General features: G+C 61.7%; 19 protein-coding genes. 11 read left to right on the forward strand and 8 right to left on the reverse strand.

Features of this window, described 5'->3' with window-relative positions:
- Positions 1-10 precede the first annotated feature (10 nt).
- The 4 genes from cas7c to Thiofri_RS11360 are packed head-to-tail and all read right to left on the reverse strand — an operon-like array spanning position 11 to position 5,890.
- Positions 11-1,129 carry a type I-C CRISPR-associated protein Cas7/Csd2 gene (cas7c, locus tag Thiofri_RS11345; protein WP_009151515.1) on the reverse strand — a complete coding sequence of 373 codons (1,119 nt, stop codon included), beginning with the start codon at positions 1,127-1,129 and terminating at the stop codon, positions 11-13.
- A complete protein-coding gene (cas8c, locus tag Thiofri_RS11350; RefSeq protein ID WP_009151516.1) occupies positions 1,126-2,967 on the reverse strand; it encodes a type I-C CRISPR-associated protein Cas8c/Csd1 in 1,842 nt (613 codons plus the stop codon). The genes cas7c and cas8c overlap by 4 nt, the downstream gene beginning before the upstream one ends.
- On the reverse strand, positions 2,964-3,632 hold the full coding sequence (gene cas5c / locus Thiofri_RS11355; protein ID WP_009151517.1) for a type I-C CRISPR-associated protein Cas5c: 669 nt from the start codon (positions 3,630-3,632) through the stop codon (positions 2,964-2,966). Before cas5c ends, cas8c begins: the two co-directional genes overlap by 4 nt.
- 8 nt (positions 3,633-3,640) lie before the next feature.
- On the reverse strand, positions 3,641-5,890 hold the full coding sequence (locus Thiofri_RS11360; protein WP_009151518.1) for a CRISPR-associated helicase/endonuclease Cas3: 2,250 nt from the start codon (positions 5,888-5,890) through the stop codon (positions 3,641-3,643).
- Between the two features lie 388 nt (positions 5,891-6,278).
- Between Thiofri_RS11360 and Thiofri_RS11365 the strand changes: the two genes are divergently transcribed.
- From Thiofri_RS11365 to Thiofri_RS11375, 3 genes are all read left to right on the forward strand, one after another.
- On the forward strand, positions 6,279-6,656 hold the full coding sequence (locus tag Thiofri_RS11365) for a HipA domain-containing protein (protein ID WP_040857694.1): 378 nt from the start codon (positions 6,279-6,281) through the stop codon (positions 6,654-6,656).
- A 194-nt stretch (positions 6,657-6,850) separates the two neighbouring features.
- A complete protein-coding gene (locus Thiofri_RS11370) occupies positions 6,851-8,212 on the forward strand; it encodes a GntP family permease (RefSeq protein ID WP_009151519.1) in 1,362 nt (453 codons plus the stop codon).
- 29 nt (positions 8,213-8,241) lie between these two features.
- The gene (locus Thiofri_RS11375) at positions 8,242-9,480 is read left to right on the forward strand and encodes a glycerate kinase (RefSeq protein WP_323706150.1); all 1,239 of its coding nucleotides are present in this window, start codon (positions 8,242-8,244) and stop codon (positions 9,478-9,480) included.
- Between the two features lie 111 nt (positions 9,481-9,591).
- Here the strand turns inward: Thiofri_RS11375 and Thiofri_RS11380 are convergent, their stop codons facing one another.
- Complete coding sequence (locus Thiofri_RS11380) at positions 9,592-10,053, reverse strand: DUF1810 domain-containing protein (protein WP_009151521.1); 462 nt, start codon at positions 10,051-10,053, stop codon at positions 9,592-9,594.
- A 100-nt stretch (positions 10,054-10,153) separates the two neighbouring features.
- Between Thiofri_RS11380 and Thiofri_RS11385 the strand changes: the two genes are divergently transcribed.
- From Thiofri_RS11385 to Thiofri_RS11400, 4 genes are all read left to right on the forward strand, one after another.
- Positions 10,154-10,888: a class I SAM-dependent methyltransferase gene (locus Thiofri_RS11385; RefSeq protein ID WP_223296847.1), complete on the forward strand. Its 735-nt coding sequence runs from the start codon at positions 10,154-10,156 to the stop codon at positions 10,886-10,888.
- 380 nt (positions 10,889-11,268) lie between these two features.
- A complete protein-coding gene (locus tag Thiofri_RS11390; RefSeq protein ID WP_009151523.1) occupies positions 11,269-11,859 on the forward strand; it encodes a Uma2 family endonuclease in 591 nt (196 codons plus the stop codon).
- A gap of 85 nt (positions 11,860-11,944) precedes the next feature.
- Complete coding sequence (locus tag Thiofri_RS11395; protein WP_009151524.1) at positions 11,945-14,038, forward strand: CHASE3 domain-containing protein; 2,094 nt, start codon at positions 11,945-11,947, stop codon at positions 14,036-14,038.
- A gap of 119 nt (positions 14,039-14,157) precedes the next feature.
- The gene (locus tag Thiofri_RS11400; protein WP_009151525.1) at positions 14,158-14,973 is read left to right on the forward strand and encodes an adenosylcobinamide-GDP ribazoletransferase; all 816 of its coding nucleotides are present in this window, start codon (positions 14,158-14,160) and stop codon (positions 14,971-14,973) included.
- Here the strand turns inward: Thiofri_RS11400 and Thiofri_RS11405 are convergent.
- The 3 genes from Thiofri_RS11405 to Thiofri_RS11415 form a co-directional block, all read right to left on the reverse strand.
- The gene (locus Thiofri_RS11405; RefSeq protein WP_009151526.1) at positions 14,941-18,012 is read right to left on the reverse strand and encodes a DUF349 domain-containing protein; all 3,072 of its coding nucleotides are present in this window, start codon (positions 18,010-18,012) and stop codon (positions 14,941-14,943) included. The two genes, Thiofri_RS11400 and Thiofri_RS11405, sit on opposite strands and share 33 nt — an antisense overlap.
- A 71-nt stretch (positions 18,013-18,083) precedes the next feature.
- A complete protein-coding gene (locus tag Thiofri_RS11410; RefSeq protein ID WP_009151527.1) occupies positions 18,084-18,905 on the reverse strand; it encodes a UDP-2,3-diacylglucosamine diphosphatase in 822 nt (273 codons plus the stop codon).
- Between the two features lie 57 nt (positions 18,906-18,962).
- Positions 18,963-19,451, reverse strand: coding sequence for a peptidylprolyl isomerase (locus Thiofri_RS11415; RefSeq protein WP_009151528.1), 489 nt, complete (start codon positions 19,449-19,451; stop codon positions 18,963-18,965).
- Between the two features lie 245 nt (positions 19,452-19,696).
- On the opposite strand from Thiofri_RS11415, the gene cysS reads away from it, so the two are divergent.
- The 4 genes from cysS to Thiofri_RS11435 all read left to right on the forward strand — a co-directional run bounded on the left by cysS (position 19,697) and on the right by Thiofri_RS11435 (position 25,202).
- On the forward strand, positions 19,697-21,097 hold the full coding sequence (gene cysS / locus Thiofri_RS11420) for a cysteine--tRNA ligase (protein ID WP_009151529.1): 1,401 nt from the start codon (positions 19,697-19,699) through the stop codon (positions 21,095-21,097).
- Between the two features lie 186 nt (positions 21,098-21,283).
- Positions 21,284-24,115: a tetratricopeptide repeat protein gene (locus Thiofri_RS11425; protein WP_009151530.1), complete on the forward strand. Its 2,832-nt coding sequence runs from the start codon at positions 21,284-21,286 to the stop codon at positions 24,113-24,115.
- Entirely contained in the window at positions 24,115-24,408 is a 294-nt protein-coding gene (locus Thiofri_RS11430) for a DnaJ domain-containing protein (RefSeq protein WP_009151531.1), read from the forward strand. Before Thiofri_RS11425 ends, Thiofri_RS11430 begins: the two co-directional genes overlap by 1 nt.
- Positions 24,408-25,202 (forward strand): nucleotide exchange factor GrpE, encoded by a 795-nt coding sequence (locus tag Thiofri_RS11435; RefSeq protein ID WP_009151532.1) that lies wholly within the window; start codon positions 24,408-24,410, stop codon positions 25,200-25,202. Before Thiofri_RS11430 ends, Thiofri_RS11435 begins: the two co-directional genes overlap by 1 nt.
- Positions 25,203-25,252: the final 50 nt, after the last annotated feature.

A 25,252-nucleotide genomic window follows, 5' to 3' on the forward strand; every position in this document is an offset into this window, starting at 1 on the left:
GGGTGAATCCTCATTGGTTCAGGACGAGAAACTCCACACCGGGAAAGTCAGCGAGCGGACCGGGCGGTGGAGATTCGATGCGATAATCGCCAATCTGACGCGCCGGGCGCTGGGTGTCATTGCGCTCGATCCGAATCAAATCAAACAGCTTGTGCGCCGGTGCGTTGCCCAGCTCGGAGTCGTGCTTGAAGACATAAAGCCCCCGGGTTGCCATCTGCCCACGCGCGGCGGAGCGGTCGTGCTCGAACATTTGGCCAAGCGCTTGCCAGAAGAGTTGCAGATCATCATCGCTAAAGCCGGTTTGCTTGGCCAGAAAGGCGGAGACAAAACCATGCCCTCGGTAGAGTCCATAAGGAACCGTGTGCTTGCGGCCCATGGTGCGATTGTCGCCGGATTGCTTTTCGGCCTCCGCTTCGGTCGCGACCGCCATGCGGGTGATGGAATGCTCGGCGGCGACAATGGGGTCGACCGAACGCGCGAAGGTGAGTTGCACCGGACCGCGCACCTGGCCGCAATTGGGCGCGCTTTTCAGTGATAGCACGGCGCCGAAAGTGCGGATGTCAAAGAAATCCTTGCACATCTGGACGCGGCCGCGTTCGGTCTCCTCGGGTTTCGGTCTCCGTGGTTTTGCATCCTTGAGTGCTTGATTGATCAATTTGACCAGATTTTTGTCCAGATCAGGCGTTTCCTTGAGCCAGTCCTTGACTTCGGCCTTGTCGAGCACGGCGGAGAATTCGAGCTGCGACTGGCCTTCGTCGTCGGTGATGCGCTCGATGCCCGCGGGCAGGGTAATCTCTGTTAGCGCGTCTTCCAGTTCGGCGGGAACAGGAACGACTTTTTTCTCGCCCAGGTTGATGCCGAGTTTTTCGAAGGTCTGCACATGGGCATGGCCGAGCACGGCTTTTTCTTTGACGTAGATGTCGTAGCCAGGCGCGAATTGTCCATCGCCCTGTTGTTTGGTCAGGCCGACAAAGTTGCGCACCTTGCGCTTCAGCGAGACATCGGTGACCAGTCCTTGGCCGGTTTCGGCATCGAGCCGTGGCAGATTGCCGGCGTCGGGGTCGCCGTTGGGATTGCCGTCCTGCACGTCGAACAGCAGCACGAAATCATAACGATGGCCAATGCTCATGAGTCAGTCTCCTTGTGATCAATGTGGGGGTCATCAATATTGGGGTCCGTTGTGCCGGTCTTTGGCGTGCGTTTGGTGAAGAACGCCTGGCGCTGGTGGTAGTAGCCGATGGCGAAGCGGCCTTGATCGGGCATGGCCATCTGGCTGGGGAAATCCGCCAAGCCTTCGAGAATTTCGGCGATCAGCCGTTCCATGTTCACCGCGCGGCCTTTGGTGAGCTTGCCAATGTGGTGGTTCTTGAGTCGCATCAGGGTCGGGAAGACCGACACCGGCGTGCCGGAGGCGGCGCCATAGAAGCGGTCGCGAATGGTGGCATTGATGCCCGGGCTGGCTTCCTCCTGAATGCGCTCCAGGGTGGCGAAGAGTCGGCCCAGCCGATAGGCCGGGCTGGGATTGGCGACATCGAGCATGGGCGTTGGCTCCGTGGCGGGGTTGAATGAGTCGGCTCCAGCGCGTCGCTGGTCGCGACACAGCCAGGCTTTGATGGCGGCGGCGCGCGGATAAGTCACGCGCTGCTCGGCGCGGCAGCGTTGCACCGCAGCATGCAGCAGGGTGGTCGGGTAGGGACGCGCGGTGAGGATGGCGCGCATCACATCGCCGCCGAGATGGGGTGGGATGTTGTCGGCCTTGCCCTGCTGGGCGCAGCTCACCAACAGGCGAAACAGCGACAAGTATTCGGGATCATTCGGACCGCGGGCGATGCGCAGATCCTCGAAATGCTGGCGAATGCGTTGGGCCAACTCGATTGCCGGGGCGGTCTCCCAGAAGCGAATACTAATGCGCGCGGCATTGGGGGCAAGGCCAAGCACATGAAAGCGATCTTCGCCCGTGCCGAGGGCAAAGTGACCGGATGAGACGGCGCGATAGAGCTCAGCAATGGCGCGGGTGCCTTGGTCGGGGTCATCCTTGGGCGGTTCGCCGAAAATGTCGGGCAGCGCGGTTTCCAGGGCATTGGGCTGTTCGGCCCAGAACACAGTTGATGTGTCGCCGACCTGGACGCGCTGTGACGACTCCTTGCGTAGCAGATGATTGAGTGCCGAAGTATAAGCGCTGGCGGCAGCCTTGCTGATCGGGGCGTTGGCGCCCTGCAGTTTGCCGTATGAGCGGAAAGCGCCAAGGTTGAAGGAGACGATATTGGCTCCCGATGTTTGAGCACCCCAAACGCCTTTGATCGGGGGATGCAGCCGCTCAATGAGACCCGGCTTGCCACTGAGTAGACAGACGGCCCCGGCTTCCTCCGGCTGCGCCGGACTTTGTCGCAAGGCCGCCACCACGTCCGGGCGCTGGCAGACCAGATCGAGATCGCCGTGCAGTCGAAAGCCCATGAAGGGATTAGTTTTTGCGATGTCTTCCCAAGCGGGAAGCGCCTGAATGGCCCCAAGCCTGTCGTCGCGCCTGTCGCCGCGAAAGAACGTTCGCACGGCTTGAACCCCCGCGTCCTCCTGGGTGGATTCGGGGAGCTCATCCAAGCGCGCAATGAAGGCGCGGTGCATGTCCTTCACCCGGCTCAGGTAGTCGTCCGCCTTGCCTTTTTTCTGGCGTTCATCGAGCTTTTTTTGATCCGGAATACCCAGGACATATTCGGCCGTGTCCCACAGCAGGTTGGCCTTGACCTGGACGGTGCGCTTTTCCGCCTGCGGGACCAAGAATCGCTGTGCAGTCTTGATGTTGCCGTCGCGGCCACGCGTATCCGCCAGCGAGACGAAGTCACCGGCATGATCGAGCTCGATGACAAAGGGAATCTCTTTGTATTCAAATCCGGCTGGCGCGACTCGATCACCGCCACTGCTAGCGGTCTGTTGGCGCTCATAGTAGGCCGCAAGCGCTTGCAAAATCATGCCAACACCTCCGGATCGGACCAGCCCGGCAGATCGATCACGCCGCTGTTCATTAGGCTGCGGAAGAAACGCGGTTGTGGGTCGTGAGGGTCCGAAAAATCCAGATCGTACAACATGAAGCCAAGGTCACGGCTCTCCGCGATTGGCGCTGTGGTGACGGAACCGGGCGCGATCAGCGCGAAGGCCGCGGCGAACTCGCGACAGCCGAGGTAGGGCTGATTGACGCATTGCCCTCGACGCGCGCGCCGCTCGAACATTTGGCGATATTTCTCGCCCTTCGCATCCGGATCGCGCCGCGCATCGAAATGCAACTCGGCATGGAGGCGATAGGCGACATCGCGCAAGAACAGCCCGGCGCGCTGCTGGCGGTCGTCCTCAATGAACAATCCGCGATAGCCATCCCCGCCACTGCGATCCGTCGCCAAGCCGCCGACTTCGTTTCGCTTAAGCGTCATCCAGCGAATGGGCTTGAGTACCTCAATGCGGCGCACTTGCCAGCGAATGGCCGGTTTCCAGAGGATGGCCTCGAAGATGGCGCGCGCGGCCGAGGGGGTGATGACGTCATAGCTGACGCGCTCGACTTTCATTTCCGGGCGGGTGAAACAGGCGAAATCGCCCCAGACTTCCAGGCAGTAGGTGTTCATGTTGCCCTCAAAGGTTGTCATGCCGGCCCTCAAACAATGGTTTGCGCGGGCCGTGGTGCGGCGCCCTCGGTGATCAAGCCCAGATCGGCATCGTAGAGCCAGTCGCTGATCTGCACGAACAACCCCGGCACCTGCTCCTCGACATCGCCCTGGTCGAGCAGGCGCAGCGCATCGCGTCGCCCGATAGTCACCATGTAGCGTTGCAAGCGCCGCATCAGCCAGCGATCCGGGCCGTTTTTACGCAGTGAGCCGAGCAGCATGTCGATGTCATTGTTCTCCGTATCCCGGTCGAGCACGACCACGGAAACGCTATCATCGTCCTCGATCATCTGAAAGTGTTCGGCGGCACCGCGGAACTGCACATTCAGTGCCTTGGGATCGTCGATACTGAGCAGGCGGCGAATGCCATGGGCATCGAGGTCGCGGCTGTAGTAAAGCCGTTCGAAGTAATCCGCGAAGCGGGAGCGGGCGAGCGGGTCTCCGTCCTCAATGCCGTGCAGGGTGGTGCGGCAGGCGTCCTCGGCCGCGCGCAGCAGGCCGGCTGGAGGTGGCTCGGGCGGGATGAATACCACCACCTCGCCCTGCTTCATGCGCCCCTCGCGATTACAGCGCCCGGCCGCCTGGCCGATGGAATCAAGGCCGGACAGCGCGCGATAGACGACCGGAAAGTCGAGATCCACACCCGCCTCGACTAGCTGAGTGGAAACCACTCGCGTCGGCACACCATCGGCCAAGCGCTGGCGGATGCGGCGGATGACCCGCGAGCGATGCGCGCCGCACATCAGCGCCGACAGATGCAGGGCGCCGGGCGGCATGGCGCGGAAAAGCTCGCGGGCGTGGCGGCGGGAGTTGACGATGACCAGGGCCGAGTCATGGTGGGACAATTCCTCGGCCAGCGTCTCCCAACTGACGGGTTGCCGCCAGTCGAGCGGCAAGCGCACCCGCACGCGGCGCAATTGATCATAGAGCGCGTCGGGATTGGGGATGATCTCGCGGACATTGTCGAGCCCGTCGAAATGGCGCGCGGAGTCGAAATAGCGCCGGCTCCCCAGCACTGGCTGAGTCGCGGTGGCCAGGACGAAGGTGACGCCATAGTGCTTGGCGAGCAGATTCATTACATCGACAATGGGTTGCAAGAGCGCCGGCGGCAGCAGTTGCACCTCATCGAGAACGACCACGCTGTTGACGATATTGTGCAGCTTGCGGCAGCGCGAGGTGCGCGCGGCGAACAGGGACTCGAAAAACTGCACGCTGGTGGTGACGATAATGGGCGCATCCCAGTTCTCGCAGGCCAGCCGGCTGCGAAGGTTTTCGGTGTCTGGCGTTGCCTCCGCCGCGCTGTGGTGCTCCAGCACCGCGTCACCGAAGATGCCTCGAAACACCGCTGCGGTTTGCTCAATGATGCTGGTGTAGGGGATGACGTGAATCACCCGGCGCCGTCCATGCCGCTGCGCATGGCGGAGCGCGAACGCCATGCTGGCCAGGGTCTTGCCGCCACCGGTCGGCACCGTTAGCGAAAACACCCCTGGCTCCATCTCCGCCGCTTGACGGCAGTGCGCCAGCACCTCGGCGCGCAACTGATTGACCGGGGTTGGCGACGCTTGCTCGGCCAAGGCTTTCATCGCCTTATCGAATGCGGGGCCGAGGCTCGCCAGCTCAGGCCAGTGGGCGCGGCGTTCGGACTGCGGCGGGTCCATGAAGGCCTCGGTGTCGAGGAAGTCGGCATCGACCAGGCAGGAAAACAGCATCCGCACCCAGAGCGAGAAGCCCTCTTTGCCACCCGGCACCTGGCGCAAATCACGCGGCGGGAGTGCGGGGTGCAGGATATCCGGCGGTGGCTCGGCGGCGAGGCTTTCGGCCAGTTCGTCGCGGGCGTCATCGCCGGCCATGCGCTCTTTCAACCCGCCGTCCCAGTCGTACAGTCCGGCGTGGTGACCCGCGATCACATAAGCCAGAACGCGGCCAGCGATCGCCATGTCCCGTTCCGCCAGCAAGGCACCAGCCGTGGAGTGCGGCGCGCGCCCAGGGCGGGTTTCGAGATGGGCGGTCTCGGGGTCGAGCCCCACAGCCTCGCGGATATAACGCTGGAAGCGTGGTCTAAATTTTCCGAGATCGTGCCAAAGCCCGGCTGCCGCGGCCCAATCCGATGAACCGAACAAGAGCGCGAAATCAGAGGCTAACCGGGCGACAGCTTTGAGGTGATCATCGAGTAAATGGAAATGCCAGCGACCTTGGTTGTCCAGCCGCGCATGCGCCAAAAAACCCTTCTTCGACGACATAAATCCCTCTATGTTGATGACCGACACTCTGCTGTCCGCTGCCTCCGGACCGAATCATGTTTGTGGGGGAAGCGGTCAGCTGGGGCGACTAGAAAGCCACAATCGTTGGCGGCCGAGCCGCGCAGCTGTTCGCGGAATTCCTTCCTCGTCAAGAATGCAAGTACCTTTCGCGGCTTGAGGATACCTAACACGGAAAACACGGTCAATGCCGCAGGCTCGTTCGAGCTGTAGACTATACGCACAGAATGGGCAATGCAATGGCCGGTGATTGGTTATCGTGTCTGGTTGGGGCTGAGCGGGGATTTTCGGTGCCAGCTGCCCCTTTCCTGCGCGGGTAGCTGTCCAGTCCCGCGAAAAAGCGTTTCGATTTTCCCTTGCGGGCGTGCAGTTGAAGTTCTCCGGCGCCGCGGACGCGGCCGGCGGATTAACCATTCCGGCAAGCGGCGTGGGCGGCGACTGGATCGTCAAACTGCCCGCTCGGGACTATGGCGGCGTCCCCGAGAACGAATTCTCTATGATGACACTCGCGCGGCAGATCGGCCTCTCTGTCCCCGCCATCGATCTTGTCGATCTGGCGTCCATTCAGAATCTGCCAAACGGCCTTGACCATCTCGGAGACAAGGCCTTTGTCATCAAACGCTTTGATCGCGCCGCACAAGGCGCTGTTCACATTGAGGACTTCGCCCAGGTTTTTGACCTTTACGCCAGGGTCGCCGAGGCCATCGACGGGCATCTGGCGCGCCTACCCATTGCGCGTGGTATTTGAATGCTGGAATGCCTGTAGCAACGCCGATGCAATCCCGGCTTCGGCCACTGCCACCAACTCGAACGCCAGATGGAATCGCGCTTTCGGCATCCGTACCCTGGCCTGGCAACCGACAACTCAGTTCAGGATCCCGCGAACGTTGTATTATCCGGGCTGCGGCAATCCCGATCTCGATTGATAATGAGGGGAAGCACATGACTGAGGTTGGTTATCTACTTCTCGTGCTAGTGATGGCAGTCGCGTTCATCGTGCTTGCCACCTCACAGTTGAAGTGGCACCCCTTCATTGTCCTGTTGATGGCCTCCTATGGCATCGGCTTTGGCGCTGGCATGGACCCACTGGCCATCGGCGCCACCATCCGCTCCGGGTTCGGCAGCATCCTCGGCTATATTGGCATCATCATTATTCTTGGCTCCCTGATCGGTACCATCCTGGAGCGCACCGGGGCGGCGATTACCATGGCCAATGCGGTGCTCAGGCTGCTTGGCGGTCGCTTTCCGGGGCTAGCAATGAGCCTCATGGGCTACGTGGTCTCTATCCCGGTGTTCTGTGATTCCGGATTCGTTATTCTGTCATCGCTGAAACGGGCATTGGCGGAGCGGGCCAGGGTGTCGGCGGTGATGATGAGCGTCGCCCTGGCCACTGGCCTGTTTGCCTCTCACACCCTGATTCCGCCCACCCCAGGCCCGATTGCGGCTGCCGGAAACCTGGGGCTGAGTGACAAGCTCGGCTTGGTCATCGTCACCGGGATTCTGGTCTCCTTCGCGGCGGTATTGACCGGCTATGCTTGGGCGGTCTTTGTCGGTCAGCGCCTGAGCAGTGGCGAAGATGGCGCCAATTTTGATGAGGCGGCCTACGAAAAGGCTCTGAAGGAATACGGCAAGCTGCCCTCGGCGACCATGGCTTTTGCCCCGATCATGGTGCCCATCCTGCTGATCGCACTTGGTTCGGTCGCAGCCTTCCCCAGTCATCCGTTGGGCGAAGGCACCGCCTTTGCGATCATCAGCTTTCTGGGCAAGCCCATCAATGCGCTGTTCATCGGCTTCTTTATCTCGCTGGGCCTGCTGCCGTCGTTGACCAAGGTGACCACCTACGACTGGATTGAGGACGGTCTCAAGAGCGCGGCCACCATCATCATGATCACTGGCGCCGGCGGTGGCCTCGGGACCATCCTGAAAGAGGCCGGCATCGGCGAGGTGCTGGGCAACGCATTGGCGAGTTACAACCTCGGCATCTTCCTGCCGTTCGTAATCGCCGCGGCGTTCAAGACCGCCCAAGGGTCCAGCACCGTGGCCCTGGTGGCGACCTCAGCCCTGATCGCGCCGATGCTCAATTCGCTGGGACTGGATTCGACCGCTGGTCAGGTGTTGACGGTCATGGCCATCGGCGCCGGGGCGATGACCGTATCGCACGCCAATGACAGCTTCTTTTGGGTCGTGGCGCAGTTCAGCAAGATGGACGTCAGCACCGCCTATCGGGCGATGACGGTGGCGACCCTGATCCAGGGACTGACTGCGGTTGCGGTGGTGTACCTGATGTCGCTCGTATTGCTATGAACTCCCGCACTGCGATCAGGACCGAGCCGATGCGGGTCTTGGTGGCGCCTGATTCCTTCAAGGGAAGCATGGACGCGGCGACCTTTTGTGACATTGCTGAGGAAGTGTTCAGTGCCTGTCTGCCCGATTGCGAGGTGCCCAGTTGCGAGGTGCCCAGTTGCGAGGTGCCCAGTTGCGAGGTGCCCAGTTGCGAGGTGCCCAGTTGCGAGGTGATTAGCCTGCCGATGGCGGATGGTGGCGAGGGAACCGCCGAGGCGATGGTGAGAGGCACCGGCGGCGAAGTGCGGATGCTCAGCGTGACTGGCCCCATGGGCACGCCGGTCGAGGCCAGTTACGGCCTGCTCGGCGACGGCGTGACTGCGGTGGTGGAGATGGCGCAGGCGTCGGGGCTGCCGCTGGTGCCACCGGGGGCGCATGATCCGCTGCGGGCGACCTCCTATGGCACCGGCGAACTGATCGCCGAGGCACTGGGGCAGGGTGCCGAGCACGTCATCCTGGCACTGGGCGGGTCGGCGACCAACGACGGCGGCATGGGCGCACTGCAGGCGCTGGGCTTCCGTTTTCTCGATCATGCCGGCGCCCCGGTTGCCCCAACTGCCGAGGCGCTGAGGCAGATCAAGTCCGTGGTTTTCGACGACCTCCATGCCAAGCTGGACTCTGCCCGTTTCACCATCGCCTCGGACGTCACCAACCCCCTGCTTGGTGAGCGCGGCGCGACCGCAGTCTATGGTCCGCAGAAGGGGGCCGACGAAAAGGCGCTGCGGCACTTGGAGCAGGGTTTAGCCCATTTTGCCGATCTCACCGACCAGGCGACCGGGACCGATCACCGCGAACACCCCGGCGCGGGAGCGGCCGGCGGCATGGGGTTCGGGTTCTTGAGTTATCTCGGCGCCACGCTACGCAGTGGTTTCGAGGTCGTCGCCGAGACCTACGGCCTGGAGCAACGGCTCCAACAGGGCCATTGGGATCTGCTGATCACCGGCGAGGGACAGGTCGATGTTCAGAGCATGCAGGGCAAGCTGGTCGGACGACTGGCCGAGCTGGGGCAGGCGCACCAGATTCCGGTTCTGGTGGTGGCTGGTTCGATCAGCGGTGATTTGGAGAACCTGTACCGCGCCGGCGTGACCAGCGTTTCAAGTATCGTTGAGGGGCCGATGACGCTGGAGCAAGCGATGGAACAGGCGCCAATGCTCTTGCGGCGGCGACTGACCGACCTGTGCCGATTGTGGCGGGTCGGGAGCTTGGTCGACCATGCAACGTCTTGCTAGGATGGGGTGCTGCTTGGGTGTCGAGAATGCAATGGCCAGCTTTAACGCCGTGCGGCAACCGCTGCTGCATCAACTGCCCTGTGATGCAGCTGGAATTTCAGTGTGATTGTTCTAAAAGACGGATTGTTCTAAAAGGCTGATAGTCTTCCCATCGCGTTCCCCTTGATAGTACTGATCAAGAAGTTGTTCAAACACTGAGCCGGGAGGGGATACATAAGCAAACAATGTTGCACATGATTTCAACTTCATGTCATCGGGAGAGCCAAAAATCTCCTGCGCAGAGCGATTCTCAAGACCAAGGAGCGCTTGAACACATTCATTCAATCGAATGCCCAGGATTGGATGGTTGAGGTATGCTTTGGCTTCCGTGATGCTTTTTATCGAATATTGTCTTGACGTAGCGCTAAAGCCTAAGCCGTCAAACTGCGGGAAAATATACCACATCCAATGTGATTGCTTTTTGCCGTTATTAACTTCAGATAAAGCCCGCACGTAATTCCCTTCTTGTGCCTGTATGAAACGCGTTAAATGATAGGGATCAGTTGCTCCCTTCGCTTTCTCTACAGTAGACATAATTTTCACCCCCGCTGCCTGGCCTCATGCTCTGCCGAACCAGTTGAGCGAAAGCGAAACAGGCCTTGGCTGGAGCATATCCTTAGGTGTCCAGTCCCGGATGATAACGCAGCAAGGACCAGACATTGCGATACACTGTCGCGCTCAAGCGCCCGATGACAACTCCGTTCAAACTGATCGCTCGGCCTATCCTCTGACCATGTCCCACCATCACGATCTCTCCGTGCAAGCCGGTTTGCTCAAAGCCTATGCGGCTTTGGCGCAGACCTATGACGCCAATCGCGGTCTGTTCGACATGAGCGAGGTGCTGGAGGATAGCTTCAGTCGTCTGCCGCTGACGCCGGGTACCCTGATCGACCTTGGCTGCGGAGCCGGAGAACCGGTTCCGGCGGCCTTTCTAGAGCGCGGTTGGCAGGTGATCGGCGTCGACTTCTGCCCTGAAATGCTCGCCCTGGCTGCGCGCCATGTGCCGCAAATGCAGCGGGTGGAAGCCGACATGCAGGAGGTCGACTTCCCGGCTGAAAGTGCCGATGCCGTCACCGCCATCTATAGTCTGTTCCATCTGCCAGCGAGCGAGCATCCGGACTTGTTCGCGCGCGTGCGCGGCTGGTTGCGGCCCGGCGGGCGGTTTCTCTTTACCTACGCCAGTCGCGACTACACTGGGCAGGATGAGTTCGACGGCTACAAGACCTTCATGGGGCAGCAGCTGTATTACAGCCATCGCGAGCCAGCAGGCTTGGCGCAGCAGGTAGCCGACGCCGGTCTGGAACTGGAGGCGGTTACCCCGCGCGACATCGGTGGCGAGCGGTTTCTATGGGTGTCTGCCAAGCGCTAAGCGCTCGGCCCAGAGACGACGCTTATCAATGGGTTTAGCCTGTTGAGCTGAGCCACTCCAGCGCGGCCAAAATATGCATCGCCGAGTTGATTCGAGTGTTCTCGGCTACATCAGCACATCTGCAAACCGGTTTCGTCATAGATCAATTGTAACGAGCCGATTGTGATTGATTGCTCCTTGACTACCGCAGTTTCATTGTCCGCAACACCTTGTAGCCAGCGCGCTGGCGCCGGCATTGCCTCGACTGCCGAGCCATCCAGCGGAGAGCGCAGGCCAGGGGGTTCGACGGTCGTCCATCGGCCCTGGGGGGTGCTGCTGTGACGCGCTTGAGCGGGTTGTAGTAAATTCGTGCATAAAGACTGATTGATGGAGTGACCGCCATGTCGAATCTCGCTGGATTACCCTATCTGACGCTGGAAGACTATCTTGCGGGCGAAGAGACATCGGATGTGAAGCACGAATATATCGCCGGCGAGGTCTTCGCCATCGCGGGCGCGAGCGAGGAGCATGTCACCATCTCGGGCAATATATTCGCGATGCTGCGCGCCCATGTACGCGGCAGCGATTGCCGGGTCTATATCACCGACATGAAGCTGCTGGTCGCCATCGAAGCCGCCGAGAACGTTTTTTATCCAGATGTCTTCGTCACCTGTTCACCGGCGGATGCGGCGGAGCGAAAGCTCAAGCGCGATCCGACCCTGATTGTTGAGGTGCTCTCGGAGTCGACCGAGGCCTATGATCGCGGCGCCAAGTTCGCCCACTACCGGCAGTTGGAGTCGCTGCGAGAATATGTGCTGATCGATTCACGGTCCCGATCGATCGAGGTTTTCCGACGTCGCGACCAAGGTTGGCTGCTGTGTCCGCTCGTCCCTGAAGCGCCCCTGATGCTCGAGTCTTTGGAGTTCTCCTGCGAGCAAGACGCCGTCTATGAGGATGTGATCTTCAATTCGCGCGAAACGGACGACGGCTGACATGCTTTTGGCACTGCACGCGAAGGGCGTGTGACTCCCGGCTTTTTTGCTGGCCTGACTATTCTTACTTGGAGCGAACCGAACAATGATTGCAAACTTAAAATTCAGAACCCAGCTTCTTTCGGGAAATGCCCTGATTCTGGCTCTGATGATTGCCATCGCAGTCGTGGTCTATCTGAGCATCAACTCGCTGCTACAGAATTTTCAGTGGGTTAACCATACGCATGAAGTCCTTGCTGAGGCGTCCAGCATTGAAGCTGCGGCTGTTGATATGGAAACAGGCATGCGCGGCTATCTGCTTGCGGGAAAGGAGCAGTTTCTCGACCCGTACAAGAGCGGAAAGCAGGCCTTTGATGCACTGATTGGCCAGCTGTCAAAGACCGTCGATGACAATCCTGCTCAGGTGCAATTGCTTGCGGAGACCCAGGAAACGATCGATCAGTGGCAAGCCAAGGTGACCGAGCCAGCCATTGAATTGCGGCGGGAGATTGGCGATGCCAAGACCATGAACGACATGGCAAGCTTGGTTCAAGAGGCTCGCGGTAAGCAATACTTTGACACATTTCGCGAGCAGATTGCCACCTTTATTGGGCGCGAAGAAAAGTTGATGCAAGAGCGCCAGGCCAAGGCCAGATCAGCTACCGATATCGATGAGCTCAGGCAATTGGTTGCCTGGGTTGATCACACCTATGAGGTGATTGCAAGTGCACAGGCCATTCTCGCATCTGCGGTTGATATGGAAACCGGTATGCGCGGCTACCTTCTTGCTGGCAGAGATGAATTTCTCGAACCCTATAACTCCGGCAAGGCCAACTTTTATCAGTTAGTCGCTTCCTTATCGAAAACTGTCGACGACAACCCCGCCCAGGTTGACCTGCTGAAAGAGATCAATGCCACCATTACTGAGTGGATCAATCAGGTGGTCGAAGTTCAGATCGCCCTGCGTCGCGAAATTGGCGATGCCAAGAGTATGGATGACATGGCGAGATTGGTTGGAGAGGAAAAAGGCAAGGTCTATTTCGATAAATTCCGCGAGCAGATCAAGACTTTTAAGGAGAGAGAAGAAGGGCTCATGGGTGCCCGGATGGCAAGTCTTGAGTCAACTTCGTCCAGGGCCGTCAATGTCGCCATTTTTGGGACCTTATTGGCAGTCATTATCGGCATCGGCATTGCGGTTCTGTTGACCCGCATAATCATGAGGCAGTTGGGTGGTGAGCCGGCCGTGATTGCCGATGTCACGCGCAGGGTTGCTGACGGCGACCTGGCAATCAAGTTTGATCAAACCAATCTGCAGGGCGTCTACAAGGATATGTTTGCCATGGTCGAGCGCCTGCGCCAAATCGTCGGTGAGGTGCGTGTGGGTGCCGACAGTCTTTCCTCCGCGTCGAGCCAGGTGAGTTCGACGGCCCAGGCGCTGAGCCAAGGTGCGACCGAACAGGCGGCGAGCGTCGAGGAGACCACCTCGAGCATTGAGCAGCTGAATGGATCGGTCCAGCAGAACACCGAGAATGCCCGGGTCACCAGCGGTATTGCCAAGAGTTCGGCGGACGAGGCCGGACGCGGCGGTGATGCCGTGAAGCGCACGGTGAATGCCATGAAGGAGATTGCCGGCAAGATCGGTCTGATTGAAGACATCGCCTACAAGACCAATCTTCTCGCGCTTAACGCCGCCATTGAGGCGGCGCGCGCAGGTGAACATGGTAAGGGGTTCACCGTGGTGGCCGCCGAGGTGCGCAAGCTTGCCGAGAATAGTGGCGTGACTGCGCAGGAGATCAACCAGCTTGCCACCGGCAGCGTCGCCATTGCTGAGGAGGCCGGCAAGCTGTTGGCGCAGATGGTGCCGGACATCGTCAAGACCGCCGACCTCATTGAAGAGATCACGGCCGCTTCGAGTGAGCAAGCCGCCGGCATCGGTCAGATCAGCCAGGCGATGAGCCAGCTCGACAAGGCCACCCAGCAAAACGCCTCCGCCTCCGAAGAGCTGGCTGCTACCGCAGAAGAACTCAGTGGTCAGGCCGGTCAGCTACAGCAGACGATGGCCTTCTTTCGCACCGGCAGTGGGGGGAGCCAGCGAGCCGCCGTCCGCAGCGCATTGCACAAAATCAATGCTGACATTGACAAGACCGGCGACGACGCAGGGGACTTCTCGGCCGACAGCGACGACTTCGAGCGTTTTTGAGTGGACAAAGGAGATGAGCGATTCTATGGGACTCGTCAGGTTCTGTTGTGCTCTGATGAGCGCTTTCCTGAAGCCTCTAGTCGGGCACCTTCGTTAATTCTTGAAGACCTAGAGTGAGGATGATGCCGCAGCTTTCCACACAGATTCGCCTGGCTCCGTGGTGGCGGGCCTTTGTCGTCGCCACGCGATTTTTGACGCGCATTCCTCTGCCGGAAGTGCCGGGAGGTGGCGAATGGCAAGCGGCGGATTCCGCGCGCGCGGCGCTGCTTTACCCGCTGGTGGGTCTGCTGGTTGGCGCTATCTTGTGGCTGGTGGTATGGCTATTGGGGGCGGCTCCGGCGCCAGTGGTTGCGACCCTGGTGCTCATCGCCTGGGTATGGGGCACGGGTGCGCTGCATCTTGATGGCCTTGCAGACTGTGCCGATGCCTGGGTCGGCGGTCTGGGAGACCGTGCGCGAACCCTGTTGATTCTGAAAGACCCGCATCTGGGTGCGATGGGCGCGGTCGCGCTTTTGCTGGCATTGCTGGCGAAATGGAGCGCGCTCTTCGTCCTTGCCAGCCGGTTGGACTCCGCGACCATTGGCTTGCTGCCGATTTCGGCTGCGCTGCTGCTGATTCCAGCCCTGGCGCGCGCGCAGATTCTACTGCTGGCGCTGGTAACGCCCCCGGCGACGGAAACGGGCATGGGAGCGGCGCTGCGTGCCTGCCTTCCGCTTGCGGCGGCCCGGGCGGTAGTGGCGGCCTGGTGGTTGCTGGCCGGACTCCTGCTGGGCTGGAGCGTGCTTGGCTGGTTGGCGCTGGCTGGGCTGCTGTTGTGGCTCTGGCGTGCCTCTATGCGCCAGCGCTTGGGCGGCTTTACTGGCGATACCGCAGGCGCCCTGGTGGAGATGACCGAGGTGGGGCTAGTCCTTCTGGTCGCCGCGCGGCTTGGCTGATGGCTCGGATTTGTCAGCTTGCGGCTTGGGCCGCAGTGCTGATTCAATGCGGGCGAATCTGGCTTGCAGGTCGGCGTCCGCTGCCGCAGGGGCGGCCAGATACCAGCGCTTGAGCAGGGGTTTGGACTGGGTCAGCGGGTTAGCATCGCCATCGCGCAGCTTTTCTTGCAAGCGCTCGACTTGCAGTTCCATGCGCCGTGCCACCCATTCTGGCGGCGAGTCGAGGTGGGTGAGAATCTCAAGTCGCAGACAGATCTCCTCGCGCTCGCGGTGGTTGGTCTCGCACAACTTGGCGAGTTGGGTGTTGGCGTCGGCTTGATTGCGGGCGTCGAGCAGGGCCGCGAAGGCTTTGGTCAGTTTGCTGGCTTTATTACCTGGCTGTTCAGTGCCGCCCAAGGCAGACCAGCGGGCGGTCAGTTCCGTTGGTGAGGGCAGCGAGCCGGCAAGCATTTGTTGCGCGCTTTGGCTGAGAAAATCCGATTGTTGCCGGAGTTGATCGAGTTCCTGCCAGTCCGCTTGGTCCCGCAGCGCCTGTAATCGATCATGCAAGGCCTGTTCGGCACGATTCCAGCGCTGTTGCAGGCGTTTCTTGGCCTGGTGGTGCAGCGGCAGACTCAGGCTGTCGCGCCAGCTTTGCGCCAGACTATCCCAGTCGGCGGCAAGTTGACTGGCCTGTGCGCCGGAGGCTAGTAACACCGCCTCGGCCTGTTCGCACAGTGCTTCACAATGGCTCAGGTTGTTTTGCACTTCCTGGTCGTGGGAGGCGCGCTCCTGCTGGCGGCGGGCAAAGATAGCATCGCTGGCGGTGCGGAATTTCTGCCATAGCGCGTTTTCTTCCTGCTGGCGGCCGGAAACCGTGGTGTGCCACTGCTTTTGCAGGGGTTTTGCCTGGTTAATGGCCGCGTCCAGGTCGTCGAGTTCGGTCAGTGCCTGCATGCGCGCGATAAGATCGCGTTTGTGCGCCTGATTACGCGCCCGTTCTTCTTTCAGCGCCTTGTCGACGCGTGCCAGTCCGCGACGAAAGCGGCCTTCGAGCCCGCCGCGCGCACCATCTTCCATCGGCCCGAGCGCGCTCCATGCCTGACGCATTTCGCGCTCGGCGCGCACCATGGCTTTCCAGTCGACGCTGTCCCAATCGACCGCAGCCAGAAAATGCTCGAGCTTTTCACACAGGGTGCGGCGCGCCTCGCGGCTGGCACGCTGGCGCTCGGCGCGCGCCTGAAAGAATGGCTCACAGCGTGCTGCGACCCGATCGGTCGCCTGCTTGAAGCGCTGCCAGTAGTTGTCGCTGGCCGGGGTGCCGGATTGACAGATCCGCCGCCAGTCGCGGCGCAAGTGATTGAGCCCTGCCGCCAGGCTGTCGAGTTCGGCATCGGCTTGCTCGGCGTCGGCGCGCAGGGCGAGACTTTCGGCCTCGTGGCACAGGCTTTCGCGACCCTGATCGGCGCTCCAGCGGCGCCAGCGTTGGAGTTCGCGCAGCCGCGCCTGGTGTGCTTTGAGTTGTTTGTCGACGCGGTTGATGTCGGAACGGGAGAGACCGGCCGCGCGTGCATGATCAAGCGCGGTATTGATTTTCTGATACAGCGACTCGGCCTTGCGTAATTCGCCGGCTTCGAGATGTTCACCCAAGCGTTGCAGTTGCTCGGGCGCCTCGGCCAGTTTGCGTTCAGCCAGACGCTGCTGTTTCGCAAGGCGGCGCCCCAGGTGCTCAAGTGCTACCTGGGCCCGCTCGGGCTGGGTATCGGGCTGGGCATCGGTCTGGACGTCTTCGTTTCGCGACTGCGTTGCCAATAAGGCCGCAAGCTGCTGTTGGCGTTTGCGTGCCGAGGGAGCATCCATGGGGCCTGGGGTCTCGAGCAGGGCATGCACCTCGGCCAGCAATTGCTCCTGGCGCTCGCGCTGCCTTGTCTGGTCTGCCAGTGTATTCCTCGGCTCGCCTGCTTCGTTTGCGTTCTGTTCGCGCGGGCCTGTCCCAGCTTGCCGTTGCACGTTTAATTGACGCTGTCGCGCCAGCGCCTGTTCAAGGGCTTGTTGACCGGCTGAGCGCAAGGCATCAAGCTCGTCATCTTCCTGGGCGGGTATGGCATCTATCGGGGCGGTGGCGCCAGGTTCAGTTAGGGAATGCTCGCCATCGATAGCGCTCCAGGCGTCGCCAATGGCGGCCAGTTCCGAAGTCAAGTGTTCGGCATCGGTGGCAGTTGCCAGCGCTCGCAAGCGCGCGATCAGCCGACGCTTTTGTGCAATGCTGTCGGCACGATTCTGGCGGTCCGCATCCAGCTGGGCGTTGGCGCGGGCGTGTTGGTCAAATGCGGCGATGAAGGCCGCGCGGAGATCTTGGTAGTGATCGCGATCCTTGGATTCGACATCGACCTCAATCTCGGCCCATTGTTGATCGAGCAGTTTGAGGCGGGCGCGGTCTTGAATCCAGTTATTGTGCCGGCCGAGGCGTTCAACCTGAGCACAAAGCTCGGTACAACGCTGACGGGCCAGGCGCGGGCGGTCCTCCTGCTGCGCCAGTGTGCGCATTTTCTCGCGCGCGAGCCGGTAAACCTTGGTGTCTTTCTTGCCGATCTGCTTGATGACTTGTTCAAGAAGATGACGCTCGGAGAGGCGCTCAACCGCATGCTGGCGATGGCTGGGCAGGGCGTCCTCAATCGCGCAGCGGGCGAGGGCGGGCGCATCCGCAGGTAGTTGATTCATGGCCGCCAGACGCAACTCCGCAGCCTGGGCTTCGCGTGCGATCTCACCAAGGTGTTCGGGGTCGTGGATGGATGCGATTTCCGCCAGGGCTTGATCAAGCTGCGGGGCGCCGGATTCAAGCCGGCAGATCAGGTGGCGATAGCGCGCTGCGGCGAGATCCTGGGTGCCGATGTCTGGCGACTCCTCGGCCGCCTGACGTAGCACGCGCAGGTCGTCGATCATGCGGCAGGCTTGGCGTTGCGCGGCTGGGTCGGCACTGTTCAGCGCCGCCTCGGCGAGCAGGTGCGGGTCCGGCTGCGCGGGTGCCGGCGCCTTGCGGAATAGGCGCTTGAAGATCATGGTGAAGTATCGTTGGTGGCTGTCACAGTGGCGTCATTGTACCATTGAGGACGATTGGAAGAGCGGCATGGTCAGGGCTGGATCGGCTCCCGCCACCAGCGACCTGCTTCTTCAACCAGCATCTCGGCTTGGACCTCTCCGTTGTTGAGGCGCCAGTCCGCGAGTACTTGGCGCAGGCACTGGCGCTGGTCAAGCGTGACAGGATCATCGCCCGGCCTGTGGGTGTGTCCATGGATGAGCCGGTCGGCCCGGTAGCGTCGCACATACTGAATCACCGTCTGCGGGCTGACATCCATGATGGCTGTTTGCTTGGCGGCTGTGGCCGCGCGGCTGCGGCGGCGATAATCCGCCGCGATGCGCTGGCGCTGGTGCCTGGGGCGTAGCAAAAAAAGTTGCCTCACCAGTGGGTTGCGCACGCGGCGGCGAAAGCGCTGGTAGGGAATGTCATCCGTGCACAAAAGGTCGCCGTGCATCAGCAGTATGGACTGATCGGCCATAGGCACCAGGCTGGGGTCGCGCAGCAGACGGCATCCACTGGCGCGAGCGAAACGACGCCCAAGCAGAAAATCCCGATTGCCCTGCATTAGCCAGCAGCGAGTGCCGCGCTCACTGAGTTCGCGCAAGCTGGCCGCGACTTGCAGGAAGTCTGGCGCGACCTCAGGGTCGCCAAGCGCATCGTCGCCAATCCAGGCATCGAAGAGATCACCGAGGATGTAAAGTTCGGCGGCTGCGCGCGCGCGCCCGCGCAGGAAGGCGAGGAAATGCGCCAGGATCTCCGGCTGATCGGGGGCAAGGTGCAGGTCGGAGATAAACAGGCGCTGTGCGCTCGGATTGCGCGCTTGGTCGCTGCCCTGGCCCATGGCAGTCGCCGACTGAGCTGCGTCCAAAGCCATGTCCGCAGCCCTCTCCACAGCCTAAACCGAATCCGCCTGGCTCTTAGTTGACCAGGTCTAGTCGACCAATTCGGCCTTGATGAGGATCACATCTTCGACCGGGACATCCTGATGGCCGTTGCGATTGCCGGTGCGCACCGCTCTGATGGCATTGACCACGTCCATGCCATCAGTGACCTGCCCAAAGACAGCGTAGCCCCAGCCGTCTTGCCCAGGGTGGTCGAGAAAGCCGTTGTCCGAGACATTAATGAAGAACTGCGCCGAGGCCGAGTGCGGATCAGCGGTGCGGGCCATGGCGACGGATCCGGTGGTGTTTTTCAGGCCGTTGCTGGCTTCGTTCTTAATGGGCGGGCGCGTACTCTTCTGGTTGAAATCCGCTGTCATGCCGCCGCCCTGGATCATGAAGCCGTCGATCACCCGATGGAAAATGGTCCCGTCGTAATGACCGTCGCGGACGTATTGCTCGAAATTTTCACAAGTAGCGGGCGCCTTATCGTGGTCAAGTTCGATCAGAATGTCGCCGTGGTTGGTGCTGAGTTTGATCATCTGTGTCGCAGGCTCTATTGATTCTGTTGCGTTGAAAACCAAAAATGAAGGGGCATCCTAAGTGGTTCCGCCGGCAGAATAAAGCGTCCGGCCGGATTCTGTCGAACGCGACCGAGGAGGGCGCGGCGGTATCGCCAGGCGAGAACCCCGGGGATTGCGCAAGGCTCGCAGGCGGAATTGGTGTCGGACGGAGTGCTTTGCTAGCATGACGAGCTAATTTTTTGCGCTCGGTCATGGGAACCCAGATGCTTCACATTTACAACAGTCTCACCCGCCACAAGGAGCCTTTCGTGCCAATCGAGCCGGGCCGGGCGCGGATGTATGTTTGCGGCATGACGGTCTACGACCTCTGTCATCTCGGTCATGCGCGGGTGCTGGTGGTGTTTGACATGGTTTACCGTTACCTGCAACAGGCGGGCTACGCGGTGACCTATGTGCGCAATATTACTGATATTGATGACAAAATCATTGCGCGCGCGGCGGAGCAGGGGATCCCCATCGACCAACTGACGGAGCGCTTCATCGCCGCCATGCACGAGGATGCCGCCCGGCTTGGCGTGCGCCCGCCAACGCTCGAGCCGCGCGCCACCGCCCATATCGATGAGATCCTGGCCATGGTGCAGCGGCTGATCGAGCGTGAGCATGCCTATGTGGCCGATAAGGGTGACGTCTACTATCAGGTGTCGAGCTTTTCCGGCTACGGGCGTCTGTCTGGCAAAGACCCGGGTGATTTGCGCGCTGGCGCTCGGGTTGATGTCGATCAGCACAAGCGCGATCCGCTGGATTTCGTGCTCTGGAAAGCGGCCAAGCCGGGCGAGCCGGCCTGGGAGTCGCCCTGGGGGCCGGGGCGTCCGGGCTGGCACATCGAATGCTCGGCCATGTCGACCCAATGCCTGGGAAATCATTTCGACATCCATGGCGGCGGTGCGGATTTGCAGTTTCCGCATCACGACAACGAAATTGCCCAGTCCGAGGGCGCGACCGGCGAGCCATTCGTCAACATTTGGATGCACAACGGCTTCGTGCGCATCAACGACGAGAAAATGTCCAAGTCGCTGGGCAATTTCTTTACGGTGCGGGAGATTCTCACGCGCTACCGGCCCGAGGAGATTCGCTATTTCATTCTCGCCAGTCACTACCGTAGTCCGCTCAACTACGACGAGAGCAATTTGGAGCAAGCGCGTTCGGCTTTGACGCGGCTTTACACCGCCCTGCGCGGTCTTCCTGCCGCTGAGCCAGCCGCTGAGCCAGACGGCGGCGATGCGCATCGGCAGCGCTTCACCGACGCTATGGACGATGACTTCAATACGCCCGAGGCCTTGGCGGTGTTGTTCGATCTGGCACGTGAGATCAATCGGCTGCGCGACAGCGATCTTTCAAGGGCCGCCGCGCTTGGGGCTGAGCTTCGGAGCCTGGGCGCCGTGCTGGGTCTGGTGCAAGACCAGGCCGATGACTTCCTGCGCGGTGGTGCTGATGCCCAGCCCGAGGGGCCAAGCGATGCTGAAATCGAGAACCTGATCCAGCGCCGCGTGCAAGCCCGTCAGGACAAAGACTTTGCTGAAGCCGACCGTATTCGCGATCAACTCCAGCAGGCCGGTATTCTGCTTGAAGACGGTGCTGGCGGGACGCGCTGGCGGCGCGGGTAGCCCGCTGGTAGCCCAGGTGGTTGCCCTGTTGTTAGTCCGCTGGGCAAACTGGCTCCGCGTGGCGCTGCCAATCAAACGAGCCGCTTGGTAGCATGGGCTTTTCAACTCCGAGGCGACAAACCAAGAATTCAGCCGGGCTGGGGCAGGTGCCACCGGTCCTCGCAATGGCCCGACGGTATCTTTAAGATGAGCAAGAAGCAGAAAAAGCGCGGCCCCCGAAGTGGCGAGAACCTCCACAAGCGCAACACCTCCGTGCTCGAGCAAGAAGCGCGCGCGGCGCTTGAGAGCGGCCGCTGGCGCGATGCGATCGCCGATTTCAAGGAATTGCTCAAGCGCGAGCCGCGCCCCGAGTGGCGCACTGCGCTGGCGGATGCCTACGCCGGACGGGCGGGGGAGCTGACCGCCAAGGGCATGCTGAAGGAGGCGCTGGCGATCTGGGAGAACCGCGCCGCTCTCCATGACAAGGCGCCCATGCACCTAGAGCATGCGGGGCTGCTGGTCAGGCTCGGCCGCATGGAGGCGGTGGTGGGCGCGCTCACCGATAATCCGGACAGCGCGGGGAGTGATGCCCTGGCAGCCGGGCAACGTGAGAGTCTGCGCGCCCAAATCGCCGCCCAGGTCGTCGGCGGACATTCGGCCCTGCTCGCGCAGCTCCCAGCGGATGATCCGGTGCGTCTGCATGCCGAGCCGGCCTTGGCTGCGTTGCACGCCTATTGCGAGGGCCGGGATGACGACTTGCGCGCGGCGCTCTCGGCCATTCCGTTTCGCTCGCCTTACCGCGACTGGGTGCAGTTGCTCAAGGTGCTTCAGCGGCAGACCGCGACGGAGCCGGGGGCTTCGCAAGGCGATGCAAAGCCCGTGGTGGCTCAGCTTGAGCGGGTGTCGGATTCATCGCCATTCGCGCCTTTGAAGCGAGCCCTTGCGCTTGCGGTCTTGCCCGATCGGGCCTTTGCCGATGCCGCTGGTGGTGCGACCGGGGCGGAGTTTCAGGTGGCTTGCGCGCTGCGGGGTTGGCCGCCGGAGCGGCTTGCGCTTTGGCAGGAGCTGAATCGCCTTGGTCCGAAACCTGGATCGAAACCGGCGCCGCGCGCACTGGCGAAGACGTTGTACCGCCACATCAAGGATCTTGGGCGCAACTGGGTGCGGCGCAAGGCGCTGACACTGGCCTTTAGTGACGCGGTAACGCCCACCTCGGTCTTCGATTTCGATATCCGTGCGAATGTTTCGACTTGGCTGCGCGAATGTGGGGCGCCCGCATTGACGACATGGGAGCGCGAGCTGGTGTCGGCCTGGGATGCCGAAGTGGACACCCATGGCGATCCATTCGACCTGATCGAATGCTGGCGCGAATGTGCGCAATTGCAAATGTTTCAGTCCGAGGAGGCGCGGGATGCGCAGTCGCCTTTGCGTATCGCGCTCATCCTGCGCCGGACCGACAGGGTGTTGAAAGTGCTCGAGCGCTGTTCAGCGAGCCAAGAGCCAGACGCTTTTAAGCTGGCGGTGGCGGAACAACTTGAGGAAAGTCTGCGCTGGGACCCGGACGACCGCGCCACCTATCTGAAGCTGATCGAGTTCTTCCGTAAAGCACGCCGGCTCAAGGATGCCCGCCGGGTGCTGGAGTTGGGGCAGAAGCGTTGGCCGCAGGATCTGCCGCTCCTGATCGAGGCCATGCAGACGGCCCTCGATGGCAGTGCCTTCAAGAAGGCAGCGACCCTGGCCAAAAAAGTGTTGGAGATCGATCCGATCAACACCGATGTGCGCCGGCGGCTGGTCGGCGCGCATTTCCTGCATGCCCACAAGCAGGTCGGCAATTGCCGCTTGGACCTTGCGCGCAAAGAGCTGGTTGACGCCCAGGAGTGGGCATCGAGTGACGAGGACAAGGATCAGCTGTCCCTGGGGCTGGTGCTGGTGGACGCGATGGACCGTCGGAGCACGGACGTGGCGGTCGCGGAGCTGAAAGCCCGCTATGGCGGGCGCGGCGACAGTCTGGACGCGCGGGTCGAGCTGGCCCTGGCCTGCGCTCGGGTAAGGGTCCAGGCATCGGACGTGTTCCGGCTGCTGTCATTGAACAAGTCCAAGGGCCGGGGGCGGGAGGATTTGCTCGCCGCCCTCGGGCGTTTGCGCCGCCATCTCGAGGACAAGAGTCCCATCAGCGACGACCTGGCCGCGACTTTGCAAAAAAAGGTTTTCAACGCCGCGCCATGGCGGGATCTTTCGCGCACGGAGCTGGAGACCGCCTGCGATACCCTGCACCGTTTCGGTCTGCATCTGGCCTGCCAGAAAGCGGCCGAGGCGGCGCTGAAGCAATGGCCGCGTGAGCCGATTCTTGTCATGTACCATTTCCAGGGGAAATACCCGCGCGGCTTCGATTACCGCCGCCGCGCCGACCTGAGTGAGCTCGAGGATGCCTGGCAGAGGGCGCGCGACGACGGCGACACCCGCACCGCCATCCGCATCGAGAAAGTCCTTCCGCACGGCCCGCCGCTGCGCGGCAACTTCCCGATGCCGCCGATGTTCTTCGATGACGAGGATGAAGAAGACGAATTCTGGCCGGATGATCTTTTCGATGCGCCCGATGTGCCAACCCCGTTTTTGGACAATCTGGACGCTGACGAGATGCTCTCCAATGACGCCGTGCGTCACATGATCGAGTCCATCGGGCCCGTCAAGGTGATGGAAATGCTCGGCGCGCCGAAAAGCGTGATTCGCGAAGCCAAGGAAATGGAGAAGGCGTTAGGCCGGCAAGCCGTGATCGATATGGTGTTGAATGCCATTCAGGGCGGCGTCGACGCAAGTGCCCTTTTGGGTGACTCGCCCTTTCCCGGCCCGGGAGATTCCGAGCCTCCGTCAACAGGCTCGTCCAAAGCAAGGTCTCAGTCCAAGCCCAAAACCGGATCAGGTGCGAAACCCAAGCCGCCGTCAAAACAGGCTACCAAACCCGGCTCGAGCGCCGATGGCAGTGGTCCGTCGAGTGATGGGCCGAATGATCCCCCGCCCAAACAACTGGATCTTTTCTGATGCGCGACCCTTACTTGATTCTCGGCCTCGGCGCCGACGCCGACGATGCCGCCGTCGAGCGCGCCTATCACGACGCCATCCGCCGCTGTCCGCCCGAGCGCGATGGCGAGCACTTCAGCGCCATTCGCGCGGCCTTTGAGATGCTGCGCACCGAGCGCGATCGCATCGCCTATGAGCTGTTCGACCGCACGCCCGTGGAACCGGCGGATATCCTCGAGCGCGCCGCGCCGGTCGGCGAGCCCCGACGTCCGGACGCGGCCATGCTGCAAGCTCTGTTGCGGGGAGATGCCTGATGGACCTGGCCACTCGCGAGGCGCTGACAGCCCAGTTTCGCGCCTATCTCGATACCATTGCGGCAGAACAAGCGGCAGAAGAACAAGCACCGGATCAACTGGCCGGTGACCTTGGGGCCGGCGCAGACGACTGGGACGACGGCCAAGACAAGAGTCGGCGCGACTCGGGAGCTGACGGGCGGGCCGTCAGCGCAGCCGAGGGCGGAGCCGAGGAGGCACCCGCGCCCGATCTTTTCTCGTTCTTCGCCGAACTGGCCGCGCTCAAAAACGAGGTCAAGCTCGAGTCCCGGCAGGTCAGAACCGCGCTGGAGGAGTTCCGTGGTCTGTTCGACAACCTGCGCGAGAGCCAGACGCGGCTCGCCGACGAGCAGGAACGCCGCTGCGAGCAGACCCGCGCGGCCGACCGCGCCGGCTGGCGCGACATGCTGCTCGAGTTGGTCGAGCTGCGCGATCGGCTGCAGGCCGGTCAGGAACAGGCCGCACGCTTTCAGCCCCACTGGTATGCGCGCAATCGCCGCGAGGCACGGCTGATCGGCTCTCTGGCCGAAGGCATGGCCATGAATCTGCGTCGGCTCGAGGAGAGCCTGGCGCGGCGCGGGGTGCGGCCCATTGCGACAGTTGGGCGCTTGTTCGACCCGCACCGCATGCGCGCGGCGGAGCTGACCCGCGAGCCCGAGTACCGCAATGGCGAGGTGATGGCCGAGTCGCGGCCCGGCTGGCTGCTGCACGACGATCTGCTGCGGCTGGCCGAGGTGGTCGTCAACCGCATCGACACCCCAGAAAGCATGGATTAGCAAAGCATGGATTAGCAAAGCATGGATTAGCAAAGCATGCATCAGAAGAA

Origin of the sequence: Thiorhodovibrio frisius (assembly GCF_033954835.1) — a bacterium.
Classification (GTDB): domain Bacteria; phylum Pseudomonadota; class Gammaproteobacteria; order Chromatiales; family Chromatiaceae; genus Thiorhodovibrio; species Thiorhodovibrio frisius.